The sequence below is a fragment of the Micrococcus luteus NCTC 2665 genome, assembly GCF_000023205.1.
Classification (GTDB): Bacteria; Actinomycetota; Actinomycetes; order Actinomycetales; family Micrococcaceae; genus Micrococcus; species Micrococcus luteus.
In genome coordinates, this window is record NC_012803.1 from 577,612 (window position 1) to 591,992 (window position 14,381).

Below are 14,381 nucleotides of genomic sequence, written 5' to 3' on the forward strand. Positions count from 1 at the left end.
GTGTAGGAACTTCCATCCTGCGGGAGAGGCCCACTCGTCTCATCTCAGCCCGGCCCTCGTGCCAAGAACCTCATGCCCCACAACAGCTAGGCTGAGGTGCATGACTGAGACCCCCGCAGAGACCCGCACGCCCGACGTCGACCCGGCCTACGCCAACCGCACCACGGTGCCCGGCGCCGCGTTCGACTTCACCGTCCGGGACCTCTCCCTGGCCGAGGCGGGCCGCCACCAGATCCGCCTGGCCGAGCACGAGATGCCGGGCCTGATGTCCCTGCGCGAGGAGTACGGGGAGTCGCAGCCGCTCAAGGGCGCGCGGATCGCCGGCTCGCTGCACATGACCGTGCAGACCGCCGTGCTGATCGAGACCCTCACGGCCCTGGGCGCCGAGGTCCGCTGGGCCTCGTGCAACATCTTCTCCACGCAGGACGAGGCCGCGGCCGCCGTCGTCGTGGGCCAAGGCACCCCGGGGGACCCGCAGGGCGTGCCCGTGTTCGCATGGAAGAACGAGACCCTCGAGGACTACTGGTGGACCGCCTCCCAGATCCTCACGTGGCCCGGCGCCGCCGAGGACCCGGAGCGCGGCCCCAACATGATCCTGGACGACGGCGGCGACGCCACCCTGCTGGTGCACAAGGGCGTCGAGTTCGAGGCCGCGGGCGCCGTGCCCAGCGCCACCGAGGACGACCCCGAGGAGTACCGGATCATCCTCGAGACCCTGCGTCGCTCGCTGGCCCGCGACCCGCAGCACTGGACCCGCACCGCCGGCACCCTGCGCGGCGTCTCCGAGGAGACCACCACGGGCGTGCTGCGCCTCTACCAGCTGGCGCAGGAGGGCCGCCTGCTCTTCCCGGCGATCAACGTGAACGACGCCGTGACCAAGTCCAAGTTCGACAACAAGTACGGCATCCGCCATTCGCTGCCGGACGGCATCATGCGCGCCACGGACGTGCTGATCGGCGGCAAGGTCGCCGTGGTCTGCGGCTACGGCGACGTCGGCAAGGGCGCCGCCGAGGCCCTGCGCGGCCAGGGCGCCCGCGTGATCGTCACGGAGATCGACCCGATCTGCGCGCTGCAGGCCGCGATGGACGGCTACCAGGTGGCCCGCCTCGAGGACGTGGTGGGCGAGGGCGACATCTTCGTCACCACCACCGGCGGCAAGGACATCATCATGGCCGAGCACATGGCCGCCATGAAGGACAAGGCGATCGTGGGCAACGTCGGCCACTTCGACAACGAGATCGACATGGCCGGCCTGGCCCGCATCCCCGGCGTCGTGAAGACGGAGATCAAGCCGCAGGTCCACGAGTGGACCCTGGACGGCGGCACGGAGGCCGAGCGCAGCATCATCGTGCTCTCCGAGGGCCGCCTGCTGAACCTCGGCAACGCCACCGGCCACCCCTCGTTCGTGATGAGCGCGTCCTTCTCCAACCAGGTGATGGCGCAGATCGAGCTCTTCGGCGGCTCCACGGGCACCGGCGCCCTGACCGGCGAGCACTACGAGAAGCGCGTCTACACGCTGCCCAAGGTGCTGGACGAGAAGGTCGCCCGCCTGCACCTGGACGCCCTCGGCGTCGGGCTGACCGAGCTGACCAAGGCCCAGGCCGAGTACCTCGGCGTGGACGTGGCCGGCCCCTTCAAGGCCGACCACTACCGCTACTGATCCCCGACGCCCGCGGGCGGACGGACCCACTCGAGAGAGGCACGGACATGGCTTCCCATCAGGCCGGCCGCGGGCGCGACGAGCGCGCCGGGGCGGAGGACTTCGAATCCGGGCTGGACTACGGCGCGTTCGTCCAGGACGACGCCGCGGACGACGCGAACCGCACCCAGGCGCTGCCCGCCATGGGCCGGGACGACGACGGCGGCGCCCAGCACACCTCGGCGCTCAGCCCCGAGGACCTCGCCGCGCTGCGCGGCGGGGACGCGGCGGCCGCAGACCGACGCGACGCCGGCCGCCCGGCCGCGGACGCCGACCGCGACATCGTCGCCTCCCGGGCCGTGCCCGAGGGCGACCGGCGGCCGCTGCCCGGTGCCGACGAGCTCGGCCCGCTGAGCGCCGCCGTCGGGGCCCGCGCGGCAGGGTCGAGCACAGCCGCCCCGGTCGACCGCTACCCCGAGGACGGCACCGCCGCCCCCATGGCGCAGGCGGCGGCCCTGCAGGGCCCCACGCCGGAGGAGCGCGCGCGCCTGCCCAAGGCGGGCCCGCGCTTGGCGCAGGTGCTGCTGGCGATCCTCGCCCCGCTCGCCCTGCTGCTGGCCGCCGTCCGCCTCGTGGCGAGCCCGGTGTTCCTGTGGCTGGAGTACCACCGACCCGGGTTCCCCGCGGACCGGTTCGGCTTCACCCTCGCCGACCGCATGCACTACGGCTCCGCCGGGCTGGACTACGTGACCAACCTGGCCGGGCCGCGGTACCTCAGCAGCCTCACGCACCAGGGCGCGCCGTTGTTCACCGAGGTCGAGGTCGACCACATGACGGACGTGAAGACCGTGCTGTGGATCGCCGCCGCGGCGCTCGTGCTGCTCGTGGTGGTGTGCGCCCTGCTCATCGCGTCCCTGCTGCGCACCAGCCCCGGCGGGGTGCGCCGCGCCCTGTTCGCCGGCGCCGTGTGGCTGCCGCTCGCGGTGATCGCGCTCGCGGTCCTGGCGGTGCTGGGCTGGGAGACGTTCTTCGCCGGGTTCCACTCGCTGTTCTTCGCGGACGGCACGTGGACGTTCTCCGTGCGGGACGCCCTCATCCGCCTCTACCCCGAGCAGTTCTGGGTGGACGCCGCCGTGGTGGTCGGGCTGGTGACCCTGCTGGCGTCCCTCGTGACGCTCGTGGTCACGTGGCCCACGCGACGCCGTCGTGAGCTGAGCGCGGACCGCCGCGAGCAGCTGCTGCGCACCCGCCTGCGGTGGGCCCGGGAGGACGACGCCGAGGTGCGCTGACCGCCGCCGGACGGCACCGGGAACGGGCCGGGAGGACGAGGCGTCCTCCCGGCCCGTCGTCGTCCGGGGGGCGGGGTCAGCGGCGGTAGAGGGCCTCGACGTCCTCGGCGTGGTCCTCGATCACCTGGGCCCGCTTGAGCTTCTGGGACTGGGTGACGTGCCCGGAGTCCTCGGTGAACGGGTGGTCCAGGATGCGGAAGCGGCGGATGGACTCGGCGCGGGAGACGCCCGCGTTGACCTGGTCCACCGCCTCCTGGATCGAGGCCAGCACGGTGGGGTCCGTGGCGGCCTCGGCCGGAGTGAGGCTGAGCTCGCGGTCCAGGGCCCACTGGGTGAGGGCCTCGGCGTCCAGGGTGATGAGGGCGCCCACGAACGGGCGGTTCTCCCCGACCACCACGACGTGCTCGATGAGCCGGTGCTGGCGCAGCGCCTCCTCCATGGGTGTGGGGTACACGTTCTTGCCGCCGGCGGTGATGATCACGTCCTTCTTGCGGCCGGTGATCCGCAGGAAGCCGTGCTCGTCCAGCGCGCCGATGTCCCCGGTGCGGAAGAAGCCGTCTTCCATCGCCTCCGCCGACGCCTTCGGCATGCCGTGGTAGCCGTCGAACACCACGGGCCCGCGGATGAGGATCTCGCCGTCCTCGGCGATCTTCACCGTCACCCCGGCCACGGGCAGGCCCACGGTGCCCACGCGGTGCGCGCCGGGGATGTTCACGGTGGCCGGCGCGGTGGTCTCCGTGAGGCCGTAGCCCTCCACGATCGGGATGCCGGCGCCGCGGAAGAAGTGCACCAGCTCCGGGGAGAGGGCGGACGCGCCGGACACGCACGAGATCACCTCGCCGCCGAGGGCCTCCCGGATCTTGCGATAGACCAGCCGGTCGAACAGCGCACGCCGGGCGCGCAGCAGGGCCGAGGGGCCGGGGCCGTCCCCGAACTCGGCCTCGTCCACGGCCGTGGACCACTCGATGGCGGTGCGCTTGGCCGCCGCGTAGATCCGCCCGGTGCCGCCCTTCTGGGCCTTGGCCTCGATGCCGGCCTCGACCTTCTCGAACACGCGCGGCACGGCCAGCAGCCACGTGGGGTGGAAGGAGGCGAGGTCGCCGAGCAGCGTGGCCGGGGAACCGGAGTGGGCCACCTGGATGCGGGCGTACAGGCAGATGACCTGGACGGCGTGGGCGAGCACGTGGGCCAGCGGGAGGAAGAGCAGGGTGCGCGACGTCGTCGTCTCCGGGGACCACTGGACCACCTCGCGCGCGAAGTGCAGCACGTTGATGGCCGCGCCCACGAAGTTGCCGTGCGTGATCACGGCGCCCTTCGGGCGGCCGGTGGTGCCGGAGGTGTAGACGATCGAGGCGGGGCTGGCGAGGGTCGCCAGGGAGCGGGCGTGCTCGACGGCGTCGTCCGACACGAACGCGCCGGCCTCGGCCAGCTCCGCCAGCCCCGCGTCCGTCAGCGGGAACGTCGCCACGTCCACGCCCGCGTGCCCGGCGGCCTCGGCGACACGCTCGTCGAGCTCCTCGCTGCCGACGGCGACCACCCGCAGCCCCGAGTCCGTGACGATGTGCTCCACCTGGTGGGCGGAGGAGGTCTCGTAGATCGGCACGGAGACGGCGCCGGCGAACCACACGGCCTGGTCGAGGACGGCCCACGCGTAGGAGGTGGGGGAGAACAGGCCCACCCGGTCCCCGGGCTGGACGCCGCGGGCGATGAGGCCGGCCGCCACGGCGCGCACCTGGGTCAGGAACGCGGTGAAGTGGACGTCCACCCAGCCGCCCGCGCCGTTGCGCTGGGCGTACACGGGGGCGTCCGGCCGATCGGCACAGGAGGCGACGATCAGGTCCGTGATGTTGGAGTCCGCCGGCGGCATGCCGACGAGCTCGGTGGCGGACTCATGGACGGGGCTCTGGTTCTGCACGGTCCGAGCGTATCCATTTCCGGGCGTGCGGCGCGCGGTCGGGCACACCCGCGCCCGCTCCGCGGCCGTCAGATCCAGCTGCTGAACCACATCCGCCAGCGCCACTGGTCGTACGGGATGACGTCGCCGATCCACACGGGAAGGAAGAACAGGGACACGGCGACGGCGATCGTCACGTACGCCAGCACCAGGGCCGAGCCCCAGCGGGGCCCGGGCCGGCGGCCCGGCCGCAGCAGCAGCGAGAGCGCCAGGGCGATCATCATCACGAGGAAGGGCTCGTAGGCGATCGTGTAGAAGAAGAACATGGTCCGCTCGGGCCACAGGAACCACACCAGCTGCCCGGCCGCGTAGGCGCCGAGCAGGGCGCCGGCCCGCCAGTCCCGGTGGCGCACCAGCAGCCACACGCACACGAGGACGGCGGCCAGGCCCGTCCACCACACGAACGGGTTGGCGATGTCCGTGATGGCCGACGAGCACGCGCCCGCGGCGTCCGCCGGGCAGATCCCCTCGCCGGGCTCTGCGCCCTCGTAGTAGTAGCTCACGGGCCGGCCCATGAACGGCCAGGTCCACGGGTTGGCGGCGTAGTCGTGGGGGCTGGTGAGGCCCTGGTGGAAGGTCGTGGACTCCTCGTGGTAGTGCCACAGGGAGCGCAGCGGGCCGGGGACCAGCCCGGCGAGCAGGCCCTCCGGCGGGTTGTCCCGGTGCCAGTCCCGGTAGTAGCCGCCCCCCGTGACGAACCAGCCGGTCCACGAGGCCAGGTAGGCGACCAGGCCGCCGCCCACCACGGCCACGAACGCGTACAGGCCGTCCTTCTCGACGCCGGCCCACGCCCAGTGCCGCACCCCGGCGGTCCGGCGCGCGGACATGTCCCACAGGACCGTGAGCAGGCCGAAGGCCGCCATGAACGCCAGCCCGGAGAGCTTCACGGCGCAGCCGGCGCCCAGCAGCACGCCCGCGAGCAGTCGCCACGGGCGCCAGCCGAGCCACGGCCCGCTGGCCAGGGCGTCGCGTCCCCGCCGGGCGACGTCGAGGGCGAGCCGCTCCGCGAGCAGCCGCCGCCCGTGCACGCGGTCCGCCAGCAGCGCGGCGAAGGCCGCGAGCACGAAGAACGAGAGGAAGATGTCCAGCAGCCCGATGCGGGACATCACCAGGTGGTGGCCCTCCACGGCCAGCAGCAGCCCGGCGACCGCGCCCAGGGACACCGAGCGCAGCAGGTGCTGCGTGGCGAGGGCGACCAGCAGGACGGAGAGCGTGCCGGCCACCGCGGCGCTGAACCGCCAGCCCACCCCGTTGTCCGGGCCGAACGCGAGCATGCCCAGGCCGATCAGCCACTTGCCCAGCGGCGGGTGCACCACGTAGGCGGCCCCCTCGAGCGGCTCCGCCTCGCCGCGCGCGAACGCGTCGTTGACGTCCTCGTCCCACCGCCGCTCGTAGCCGGACTCCAGGAGGGAGTAGGCGTCCTTGGGGTAGTAGGTCTCGTCGAAGATCAGCTGATCCGGGTGGGCCAGGTTCGTGAACCGCAGGACGCCGGCGATCGCCGTGACCAGCAGCGGCAGGATCCAGTGCCACCGCGTCAGGGGTGCCGCACTCACCCCGAGGCGGGCGCGCAGGGCGGCGACGCCGAAGGGGCCGTCGTCGGCCGCGACGGCGGCGGGGCGGGGGGCGAGGGCGGTGGCGGGCACGGGCTCCATGCTAGGGGGACGGGTGGACGGCGAGACGTGCACGGTGACCGGGGCCGTAGGCTCGGGGCAGCCGTCCCGTCCGTCGAAAGGTCGTCCCATGCCCGAGGGCCGCATCGTCCTGGCCGCCACCCCCATCGGCAACCTCGGGGACGCGTCCGCGCGCCTGCGTGAGCTGCTGGCGGAGGCGGACGTGATCGCCGCCGAGGACACCCGGACCGCGCGGCGCCTGTGCGCCGGACTGGGCGTCACCCCGGCGGGCAGGGTGGTGGCCCATCACGAGCACAACGAGGCGGCCTCCGCCCAGGGGCTGCTGGACCAGGTGCGGGGCGGTGCCACGGTGGCGGTGGTCTCGGACGCGGGCATGCCCACGGTCTCGGACCCGGGGTACCGGCTCGTGGCGGCCGCGGTGTCCGCAGGGCTGCCCGTGACCTGCGCGCCCGGCCCCTCCGCCGTGACCACCGCGCTCGCCCTCTCCGGCCTGCCGACGGACCGGTTCGCCTTCGACGGCTTCGTCCCCCGCAAGGACGGGGAACGACGGCGATGGCTCACCTCCCTGCTGACCGAGGCGCGCACCGTGGTCGCCTTCGAATCGCCGCAGCGTCTGGCGGACGCGCTGGCCGTCGTCGTGGAGGTCCTCGGACCGGAACGGCCGGTGTGCGTGGCCCGCGAGCTCACCAAGCTGCACGAGGAGGTGGTGCGCGGCACCGCGGCCGAGGTGCAGGCCTGGGCTGCGGAGCGGCACGCGGGGGAGGGGATCCGCGGGGAGATCGTGCTGGTGATCGGGCCGCCCGCGCCCGGCGCCGAGGGCGAGGCGTCCGAGGCGGACGCCGTCGCCGAGGTGGCGGTGCTGGTGGAGTCCGGCACCCGGCTCAAGGAGGCCGTGGCCGCGGTGGCCGGAGCCCACGGGATGCGGAGCCGGGAGCTCTACCAGGCGGTGCTCGCGGCCCGGGGCTGACGCGTCCCCGGCTACACAGATGCTCATGCGCGGGGGCGCGGCCCCGGGGCCTGGCTAGGATCAGCCGTGGAGCCGCCGCTGGGCGGCGTCGGAATAGCCGTGGCCGTCCACCCGTTTCCTTTCAGGACGCGGGGCGTGCCGCCTCCGACCACCGACCCCGAAAGAGGTGCATCATGACCGTGACCGCTGAGCGCGAGAAGGCGCTGCTGGAGTCCGTCCCCACCGGCCTGCTGATCGACGGCGAGTGGCGAGATGCCTCCTCCGGCAAGACCTTCGACGTGAAGGACCCGGCCACCGGCAAGGTCATCGCGAGCCTGCAGGACGCGAACTCCGACGACGCCATGGCCGCCTTCGACGCCGCCTGCGCCGCGCAGGCCGAGTGGGCCCGCACCCCGGCCAAGGAGCGCGCCGACATCCTGCGCCGCGCCTACGACCTGATCAACGAGCGCGCCGAGGACTTCGCGCTGCTGATGACCCTCGAGATGGGCAAGCCGCTCGCCGAGGCCCGCGGCGAGGTCACGTACGGCAACGGCTTCCTGCGCTGGTTCTCGGAGGAGGCCGGCCGCCACTACGGCCGCACCCTCACCGTGCCCGAGGGCACCCTGCGCATGCAGGTGCACCACCGCCCGGTGGGCCCGTGCCTGCTGATCACCCCGTGGAACTTCCCGCTGGCCATGGCCACCCGCAAGGTGGGCCCCGCCGTCGCCGCCGGCTGCACCATGGTCCTCAAGGCCGCCAAGCTGACCCCGCTGACCACCCAGCTGTTCGCGCAGGTGATGCAGGAGGCCGGCCTGCCCAAGGGCGTGCTCAACGTCGTCGCGGGCTCCTCCGCCTCGTCGATCTCCGGCCCGATCCTGCAGGACCGGCGCCTGCGCAAGGTGTCCTTCACCGGTTCCACGCCGGTCGGTGTGCGCCTCATGAAGGACGCCGCGGACAACGTCCTGCGCACCTCCATGGAGCTCGGCGGCAACGCCCCGCTCATCGTCTTCGAGGACGCGGACCTGGACGCCGCCGTCGAGGGCGCCTTCGCCGCGAAGATGCGCAACATGGGCGAGGCCTGCACCGCCGCCAACCGCTTCCTCGTGCACGAGGACGTGGCCGAGGAGTTCACGCAGAAGTTCGTGGCCAAGCTCGAGGCGCTCAAGCCCCTGCGCGGCACCGACCCGGAGTCCACCCTCGGCCCGATCGTGGACGAGGGCGCGCGCGACGACATCGACCAGCTCGTCCAGGACGCCGTGGCGGCCGGCGGCGAGGTGCTCACCGGCGGCCACAAGATCGAGGGCGACGGCTACTTCTACGCGCCGACCGCGATCAAGGTGGAGAAGGGCAACCCGATCCTCCAGCAGGAGATCTTCGGCCCGGTGGCCCCGATCGTGACCTTCGCCTCCGAGGAGGAGGCCATCGAGATGGCCAACGACACCGAGTACGGCCTCGCCTCCTACGTGTTCACGAAGGATCAGGCCCGGATGTACCGCGTGGCCGAGAGCATCGAGTTCGGCCTCATGGGCTACAACGTGGGCATCATCTCCAACCCGGCCGCGCCGTTCGGCGGCGTGAAGCAGTCGGGCCTGGGCCGTGAGGGCGGCGCCGAGGGCATCGAGGAGTACACCTCGGTGCAGTACATCGGCATCGCCGACCCGTGGGCGGCCGCGAAGGCCTGACCCTCGCGCCGAGCCGTGCCCTCCGGGGGCGGTATCGGGTGGTATCCGACGTGGATACCACCCGATACCGCCCCCGAGGCGTGTCGGGGGCCCCGGGCTCGTCTCCCTAGAGTGGGGTGCATGGCCCACGCATCCGAGACCCCGCTCGCCTACCGCGCCCCCGCCCCGCAGCCGGACGACGACGGCGGCCCGCGCCGGGACGCCCACGAGGAGAAGTCGGGCCGCAAGCGTCGTCTCGAGTACCCGCCCGCACCCGAGCCGCTGCCGGTGCCCGTCGTGGACAACCACACGCACCTCGACTTCCGCGACGGCCTGGTCCGCGTGGACGTCCACCAGGCGATGGACGCGGCGGAGGCCGTGGGCGTGACCGGCGCGGTCCAGGTGGGCTGCGACGTCGCCTCGGCCCGGTTCACGATCGCGGCGATCGAGGCCGAGCCCCGCCTGCTCGGCGCCGTGGCGCTGCACCCCAACGACGCGGCCCGCCTGGCCGAGCGCGGCGAGTTCGAGGACGCGTTCGCGGAGATCGCCGAGTTCGCCCGTCACCCTCGCGTGCGCGCGGTGGGTGAGACGGGCCTCGACTACTTCCGGACGCAGGACGAGGCCGGCCACGCGGCGCAGCAGGAGTCCTTCCGCCGGCACATCCGACTCGCCCGCGAACTCGGCACGGCTCTGCAGATCCACGACCGGGACGCGCACGACGACGTCGTCCGGATCCTGCTCGAGGAGGCGTCCGACGGCGGGCTGCCCCCGCACGTGGTGTTCCACTGCTTCTCCGGCGGCCCCGATCTGGCCCGCACGTGCACCGAGCACGGCTGGCACATGTCCTTCGCCGGTCCCGTCACCTTCAAGGCCAACGACGAGCTGCGCGAGGCGCTGCGGATCGCCCCGGCCGAGCTGCTGCTCGTGGAGACGGACGCGCCCTTCCTCACGCCGCATCCGCACCGGGGCCGCCCCAACGCGCCCTACCTGGTCCCGGTGACCCTGCGGGGCATGGCGGAGACGCGCGGAGACGACGTGGCGGCCCTCGCCCGCGCGGTGAGTGAGAACACCGCCCGGGTGTACGGCTCGTTCTAAGTCGATCCAGACCCGGTGTCTGGGGTGGACGGCCTGCTGACCCGACTCCTCAAAACCCGGCCTCCCGTGTGGGCCAGTTCCGGATGGACCTGGTCATCGGCCCGGGCACGTTCGCCGGGCTGCAGGGGACGAGTCCCGAGTTCCGCGGGCTCGTCCGGCTCGGTGACCTCTCCACCTGAGCGGAGCCCGCGCCGCTGCGCCCCGGTTACCCCGTCCGGTACCCCGATAGACTCGCGGGCATGGTCCAGCCCTCCCCGCACCCCGTTCCCGCCCCGCTGCTGAGCGCCGCGGACGTGCGGCGCATCGCCGCCGAGCTGGACCTGCGTCCCACCAAGCAGTGGGGCCAGAACTTCGTGATCGACCCGAACACGATCCGGCGCATCGTGCAGGCCGCGGACGTGAGCGCGGACGAGCACGTGCTGGAGATCGGCCCCGGGCTGGGCTCGCTCACCCTCGGCCTGCTGGACGCGGCCGCCGCCGTCACCGCCGTCGAGATCGACCCGGTCACCGCCGCCCGCCTGCCGCGCACCGCCGCCGAGTTCCGCCCCGGGGCCGAGGACGCCCTCGCCGTGCTGCACGCGGACGCCATGACGCTGAGCGAGCAGGCCCTGGCCGAGGTCCGGCCCGCTGCCGCTGCCGGCAGCCCCACCGCGCTCGTGGCGAACCTGCCCTACAACGTGGCCGTGCCCGTGCTGCTGCACGCGCTCGCGGTCCTGCCGGGGCTGCGGCACGGCCTGGTGATGGTGCAGGAGGAGGTCGCGGACCGTCTCGCGGCCGGGCCCGGATCCAAGGTCTACGGCGTCCCGTCCGCCAAGGCGGCGTGGTACGCGGACGTGCGCAAGGCGGGCACCATCGGCACCCAGGTGTTCTGGCCGGCTCCGCGCATCCACTCCGGGCTGGTCGCCTTCACCCGGCGCGAGCCGCCGGCGGGCAGCGCGTCCCGCCGGGAGGTCTTCGCCGTGGTGGACGCCGCCTTCGCCCAGCGCCGCAAGACCCTGCGCGCCGCGCTCGCCTCCTGGGCGGGATCGCCGCCGGCGGCGGAGGACGCCCTGGTGGCCGCCGGCGTGGACCCGCGGGCCCGCGGCGAGGCCCTGGACATCGCGGCCTTCGCGCGGATCGCCGAGCACGGCCCGCGGCGTGCGGCGGAGGAGGTGAGCGCATGACGACGGAGGACCTCGGCCTCGACCCCACGGCCCGGCACGTCACGGTCAGCGCCCCCGGCAAGGTGAACCTGTCCCTGCGGGTGGGGCCGCCCGGCGCGGACGGCTACCACCCCGTGGCCACCGTGTACCTGGCCGTCAGCCTGCGGGAGACCGTCACGGCGATCGCGCGCACGGACGGGAGGATCACCGTCGGCCCGTTGGGCCGCCACATCAGTCTGGTGGACACCGAGGACGTGCCCTGGGACGAGCGCAACCTCGCGCACCGCGCCGCCGCGCACCTGCGGCGCACCCTCGGGCTCGATCCTGACACCCACGGCGTCCACCTCGAGGTCGCCAAGCAGGTCCCGGTCGCGGGTGGCATGGGCGGCGGCTCCGCCGACGCGGCCGCCGCGCTGCTCGCGTGCAGCGTCCTGTGGGAGACCGGGCACACCCGCGCCGAACTCGCCGAGCTGGCCGCCCCGCTGGGCGCGGACGTGCCCTTCAGCGTGCTGGGCGGCGCCGCCGTCGGGCTCGGGACCGGGGCCGAGCTGACCCCCGTCGCGGCCCGCACCCCGCTGCACCTCGTCCTCGTCCCGGCGGACGCCGGGCTGTCCACCCCCGCGGTGTTCCAGACCCTGGACGAGCTGCGCCGGGAGGGCCACCTGCCCGACGGGCCGGCGCGCCCCGAGGTGAACGAGGCCGTCCTGCGGGCCCTCACCGCGGCCGACCCGCTCGCACTCGCCACCGCCATGGACAACGACCTGCAGACCCCGGCCGTCGTCCTGTTCCCCGAGCTCTCGGACGTCCTCGACCTCGGTCTGGACGAGGGCGCGCTGCGCGGCATGGTCTCCGGCTCCGGCCCCACCCTGCTCTTCGTGGTGCAGGACGAGGCCTCCGCGCTGCGGCTGGCCTCGGCCATCGAGGAGCGCACGGGCGTGCGCGCCCTCCCCGTCCACGGCCCCGTGCCCGGCGCCCACGTGCTGTGACACCCGGCGGCGCACCCCGCCGCACCCGACCACCCCTCCTCCGTCCGGAAAGGACCACTCCCTCCATGGCCCACCTGCTCGGCGCCGAGAACATCGGCATCGCCTTCGGCACCCGCACCGTCCTCGAGGGCCTCTCCCTCGGCGTGGATGAGGGGGACCGGATCGGACTCGTGGGCCGCAACGGCGACGGCAAGTCCACCCTCATGCGCATCCTCGCCGGCCTCCAGGAACCCGACACGGGCCGCGTCACCCGTCGCGGCGGCGTCCGCGTGGGCGTGCTGGACCAGCAGGACCGGCTCGACCCGGAGCACACCGTGCGTCAGGCCGTGGTCGGGGACGTGGACGACCACGTGTGGGCCTCGGACCCCAAGGCCCGGGACGTCCTGGGCGGTCTCCTCGACGGCTTCGACCTCGAGCAGTCCGTGCGGGGCCTCTCCGGCGGCCAGCGCCGTCGCGTGGCCCTGGCCCGTCTGCTCGCCGGGGACGACGACGTCCTCTTCCTCGACGAGCCCACCAACCACCTGGACGTGGAGGGCGTCGCGTGGCTCGCCCGCCACCTGACGCAGCGCTGGCGCCCCACCGACGGCGGCCTCGTGGTGGTCACCCATGACCGGTGGTTCCTCGACGAGGTCTGCACGCGCACGTGGGAGGTGCACGACGCCACGGTGGACCCGTTCGACGGCGGCTACGCGGCGTGGGTGCTCGCGCGCGCGGAGCGCTCCCGGCAGGCGGCGGTGACGGAGCAGAAGCGTCAGCAGCTGGTGAAGAAGGAGCTCGCCTGGCTGCGCCGTGGCGCCCCGGCGCGCACGTCCAAGCCCAAGTTCCGCATCGAGGCGGCCAGCGCCATCATCGAGGACGTCCCCGCCCCGCGCGACTCGGTGTCCCTGGCGAAGATGGCCACGGCCCGGCTGGGCAAGGACGTCCTCGACCTCGAGCACGTGAGCCTGGCGCTGGGGGAGAAGCCGATCCTCGACGACGTCACGCTGCGCCTGGCACCCGGCGAGCGGCTCGGCGTGGTCGGCGTCAACGGTGCCGGCAAGTCGACCCTGCTGCGCCTGCTCGACGGCCGCATCGCCCCGGGCTCGGGGCGGGTGAAGCGCGGCAAGACGGTGGTCTCGGCCACCCTCACCCAGGACGTGAAGGAGCTCGACGACGTCGCCCACCTGCGCGTCGCCGAAGTCATGGCCCGCGAGGGCTCGTCCTTCCAGGTCGGTGACCGCGAGATGTCCTCCGGCCAGCTGCTCGAGATGCTCGGCTTCGGCACCTCCCGGCAGTGGACGCAGGTCTCCGAGCTCTCGGGCGGCGAGCGCCGGCGCCTGCAGCTGCTGCGCCTGCTCGTGGGCGAGCCCAACGTCCTCCTGCTCGACGAGCCGACCAACGACCTGGACACGGACACCCTGGCCGCCGTCGAGGACGTGCTGGACGGGTGGCCGGGGACCCTGGTGGTGGTCTCCCATGACCGTTACCTGCTCGAGCGCGTCACCGACCACCAGGTCGCCCTGCTCGGGGACGGCAAGGTCCGCGGCCTGCCGGGCGGGGTGGACCAGTACCTCGAGCTGCGCGCCGCGATGGACGGCGCCGGCGGCCCGGCCCGGGGAGCCGGCGCGGCGCGAGGCCGCAACGACGTCGTCGGGACGTGCGCCGGCATGGGCGGGCCGGAGGAGGACACCGGACCCACCGAGGCGGAGCGTCGGCGGGCCCGCAAGGAGACGGCTCGGCTTGAGAAGCAGATGACCCGGCTGCGGGACCGCAGGTCCGGCCTCGAAACGCGGATGGCCGAGCTGGGGCAGGCGCAGGACTTCGACGCCCTCACCGCGGCCTCCGCCGACCTGAAGGACCTCGACGCGCAGCTGGACGCCCTGGAGGAGGAGTGGCTGCAGGCCGCTGAACTCGCCGACAGGGACTGACCGGCGGGCTCGCACAGCAGAGTGTGGCAGGTGGCCCAGCCGACAGTTGTTTCCGCCCTATAATCGGGGTCGGGGCACAGCATCATGCCCGACCCCATGTGACGTGGACCATCCCCCGCGTCAGGACGGAG

The 14,381-nt window shown here is 73.7% G+C and carries 10 protein-coding genes; 8 read left to right on the plus strand and 2 right to left on the minus strand.

Features of this window, described 5'->3' with window-relative positions; all coding sequences use genetic code 11:
• Window positions 1–100 precede the first annotated feature (100 nt).
• Both ahcY and MLUT_RS14210 read left to right on the plus strand, forming a co-directional pair.
• Window positions 101–1,660 (plus strand): adenosylhomocysteinase, encoded by a 1,560-nt coding sequence (ahcY, locus tag MLUT_RS14205; RefSeq protein ID WP_010079300.1) that lies wholly within the window; start codon window positions 101–103, stop codon window positions 1,658–1,660.
• Window positions 1,661–1,707: 47 nt separating this feature from the next.
• Complete coding sequence (locus tag MLUT_RS14210) at window positions 1,708–2,928, plus strand: TIGR01906 family membrane protein (protein WP_010079299.1); 1,221 nt, start codon at window positions 1,708–1,710, stop codon at window positions 2,926–2,928.
• Between the two features lie 76 nt (window positions 2,929–3,004).
• On the opposite strand, the gene MLUT_RS14215 is transcribed toward MLUT_RS14210, so the two are convergent.
• Both MLUT_RS14215 and MLUT_RS14220 read right to left on the minus strand, forming a co-directional pair.
• On the minus strand, window positions 3,005–4,843 hold the full coding sequence (locus MLUT_RS14215; RefSeq protein WP_010079298.1) for an AMP-dependent synthetase/ligase: 1,839 nt from the start codon (window positions 4,841–4,843) through the stop codon (window positions 3,005–3,007).
• Window positions 4,844–4,911: 68 nt separating this feature from the next.
• A complete protein-coding gene (locus tag MLUT_RS14220) occupies window positions 4,912–6,525 on the minus strand; it encodes a dolichyl-phosphate-mannose--protein mannosyltransferase (protein ID WP_010079297.1) in 1,614 nt (537 codons plus the stop codon).
• A 97-nt stretch (window positions 6,526–6,622) separates the two neighbouring features.
• Here MLUT_RS14220 and rsmI point away from each other — a divergent pair, with 97 nt between their 5' ends.
• The 6 genes from rsmI (at window position 6,623) to MLUT_RS14250 (ending at window position 14,250) form a co-directional block, all read left to right on the plus strand.
• Window positions 6,623–7,480 (plus strand): 16S rRNA (cytidine(1402)-2'-O)-methyltransferase, encoded by an 858-nt coding sequence (gene rsmI, locus MLUT_RS14225; RefSeq protein WP_010079296.1) that lies wholly within the window; start codon window positions 6,623–6,625, stop codon window positions 7,478–7,480.
• 173 nt (window positions 7,481–7,653) lie between these two features.
• The gene (locus tag MLUT_RS14230; RefSeq protein ID WP_010079295.1) at window positions 7,654–9,141 is read left to right on the plus strand and encodes an NAD-dependent succinate-semialdehyde dehydrogenase; all 1,488 of its coding nucleotides are present in this window, start codon (window positions 7,654–7,656) and stop codon (window positions 9,139–9,141) included.
• A 120-nt stretch (window positions 9,142–9,261) separates the two neighbouring features.
• Complete coding sequence (locus MLUT_RS14235; protein ID WP_010079294.1) at window positions 9,262–10,215, plus strand: TatD family hydrolase; 954 nt, start codon at window positions 9,262–9,264, stop codon at window positions 10,213–10,215.
• Between the two features lie 239 nt (window positions 10,216–10,454).
• The gene (gene rsmA / locus MLUT_RS14240; protein WP_010079292.1) at window positions 10,455–11,378 is read left to right on the plus strand and encodes a 16S rRNA (adenine(1518)-N(6)/adenine(1519)-N(6))-dimethyltransferase RsmA; all 924 of its coding nucleotides are present in this window, start codon (window positions 10,455–10,457) and stop codon (window positions 11,376–11,378) included.
• The gene (locus tag MLUT_RS14245) at window positions 11,375–12,343 is read left to right on the plus strand and encodes a 4-(cytidine 5'-diphospho)-2-C-methyl-D-erythritol kinase (protein ID WP_010079291.1); all 969 of its coding nucleotides are present in this window, start codon (window positions 11,375–11,377) and stop codon (window positions 12,341–12,343) included. Before rsmA ends, MLUT_RS14245 begins: the two co-directional genes overlap by 4 nt.
• Before the next feature lie 65 nt (window positions 12,344–12,408).
• Window positions 12,409–14,250: an ABC-F family ATP-binding cassette domain-containing protein gene (locus MLUT_RS14250; RefSeq protein WP_010079290.1), complete on the plus strand. Its 1,842-nt coding sequence runs from the start codon at window positions 12,409–12,411 to the stop codon at window positions 14,248–14,250.
• Window positions 14,251–14,381 lie beyond the last annotated feature (131 nt).

Excerpts from the sequence above, each read along its gene's own strand:
- ahcY (WP_010079300.1), top strand. The coding sequence starts at position 101 with ATGACTGAGACCCCCGCAGAGACCCGCACGCCCGACGTCGACCCGGCC.
- MLUT_RS14210 (WP_010079299.1), top strand. The coding sequence starts at position 1,708 with ATGGCTTCCCATCAGGCCGGCCGCGGGCGCGACGAGCGCGCCGGGGCG.
- rsmI (WP_010079296.1), top strand. The coding sequence starts at position 6,623 with ATGCCCGAGGGCCGCATCGTCCTGGCCGCCACCCCCATCGGCAACCTC.
- MLUT_RS14230 (WP_010079295.1), top strand. The coding sequence starts at position 7,654 with ATGACCGTGACCGCTGAGCGCGAGAAGGCGCTGCTGGAGTCCGTCCCC.
- MLUT_RS14235 (WP_010079294.1), top strand. The coding sequence starts at position 9,262 with ATGGCCCACGCATCCGAGACCCCGCTCGCCTACCGCGCCCCCGCCCCG.
- rsmA (WP_010079292.1), top strand. The coding sequence starts at position 10,455 with ATGGTCCAGCCCTCCCCGCACCCCGTTCCCGCCCCGCTGCTGAGCGCC.
- MLUT_RS14245 (WP_010079291.1), top strand. The coding sequence starts at position 11,375 with ATGACGACGGAGGACCTCGGCCTCGACCCCACGGCCCGGCACGTCACG.
- MLUT_RS14250 (WP_010079290.1), top strand. The coding sequence starts at position 12,409 with ATGGCCCACCTGCTCGGCGCCGAGAACATCGGCATCGCCTTCGGCACC.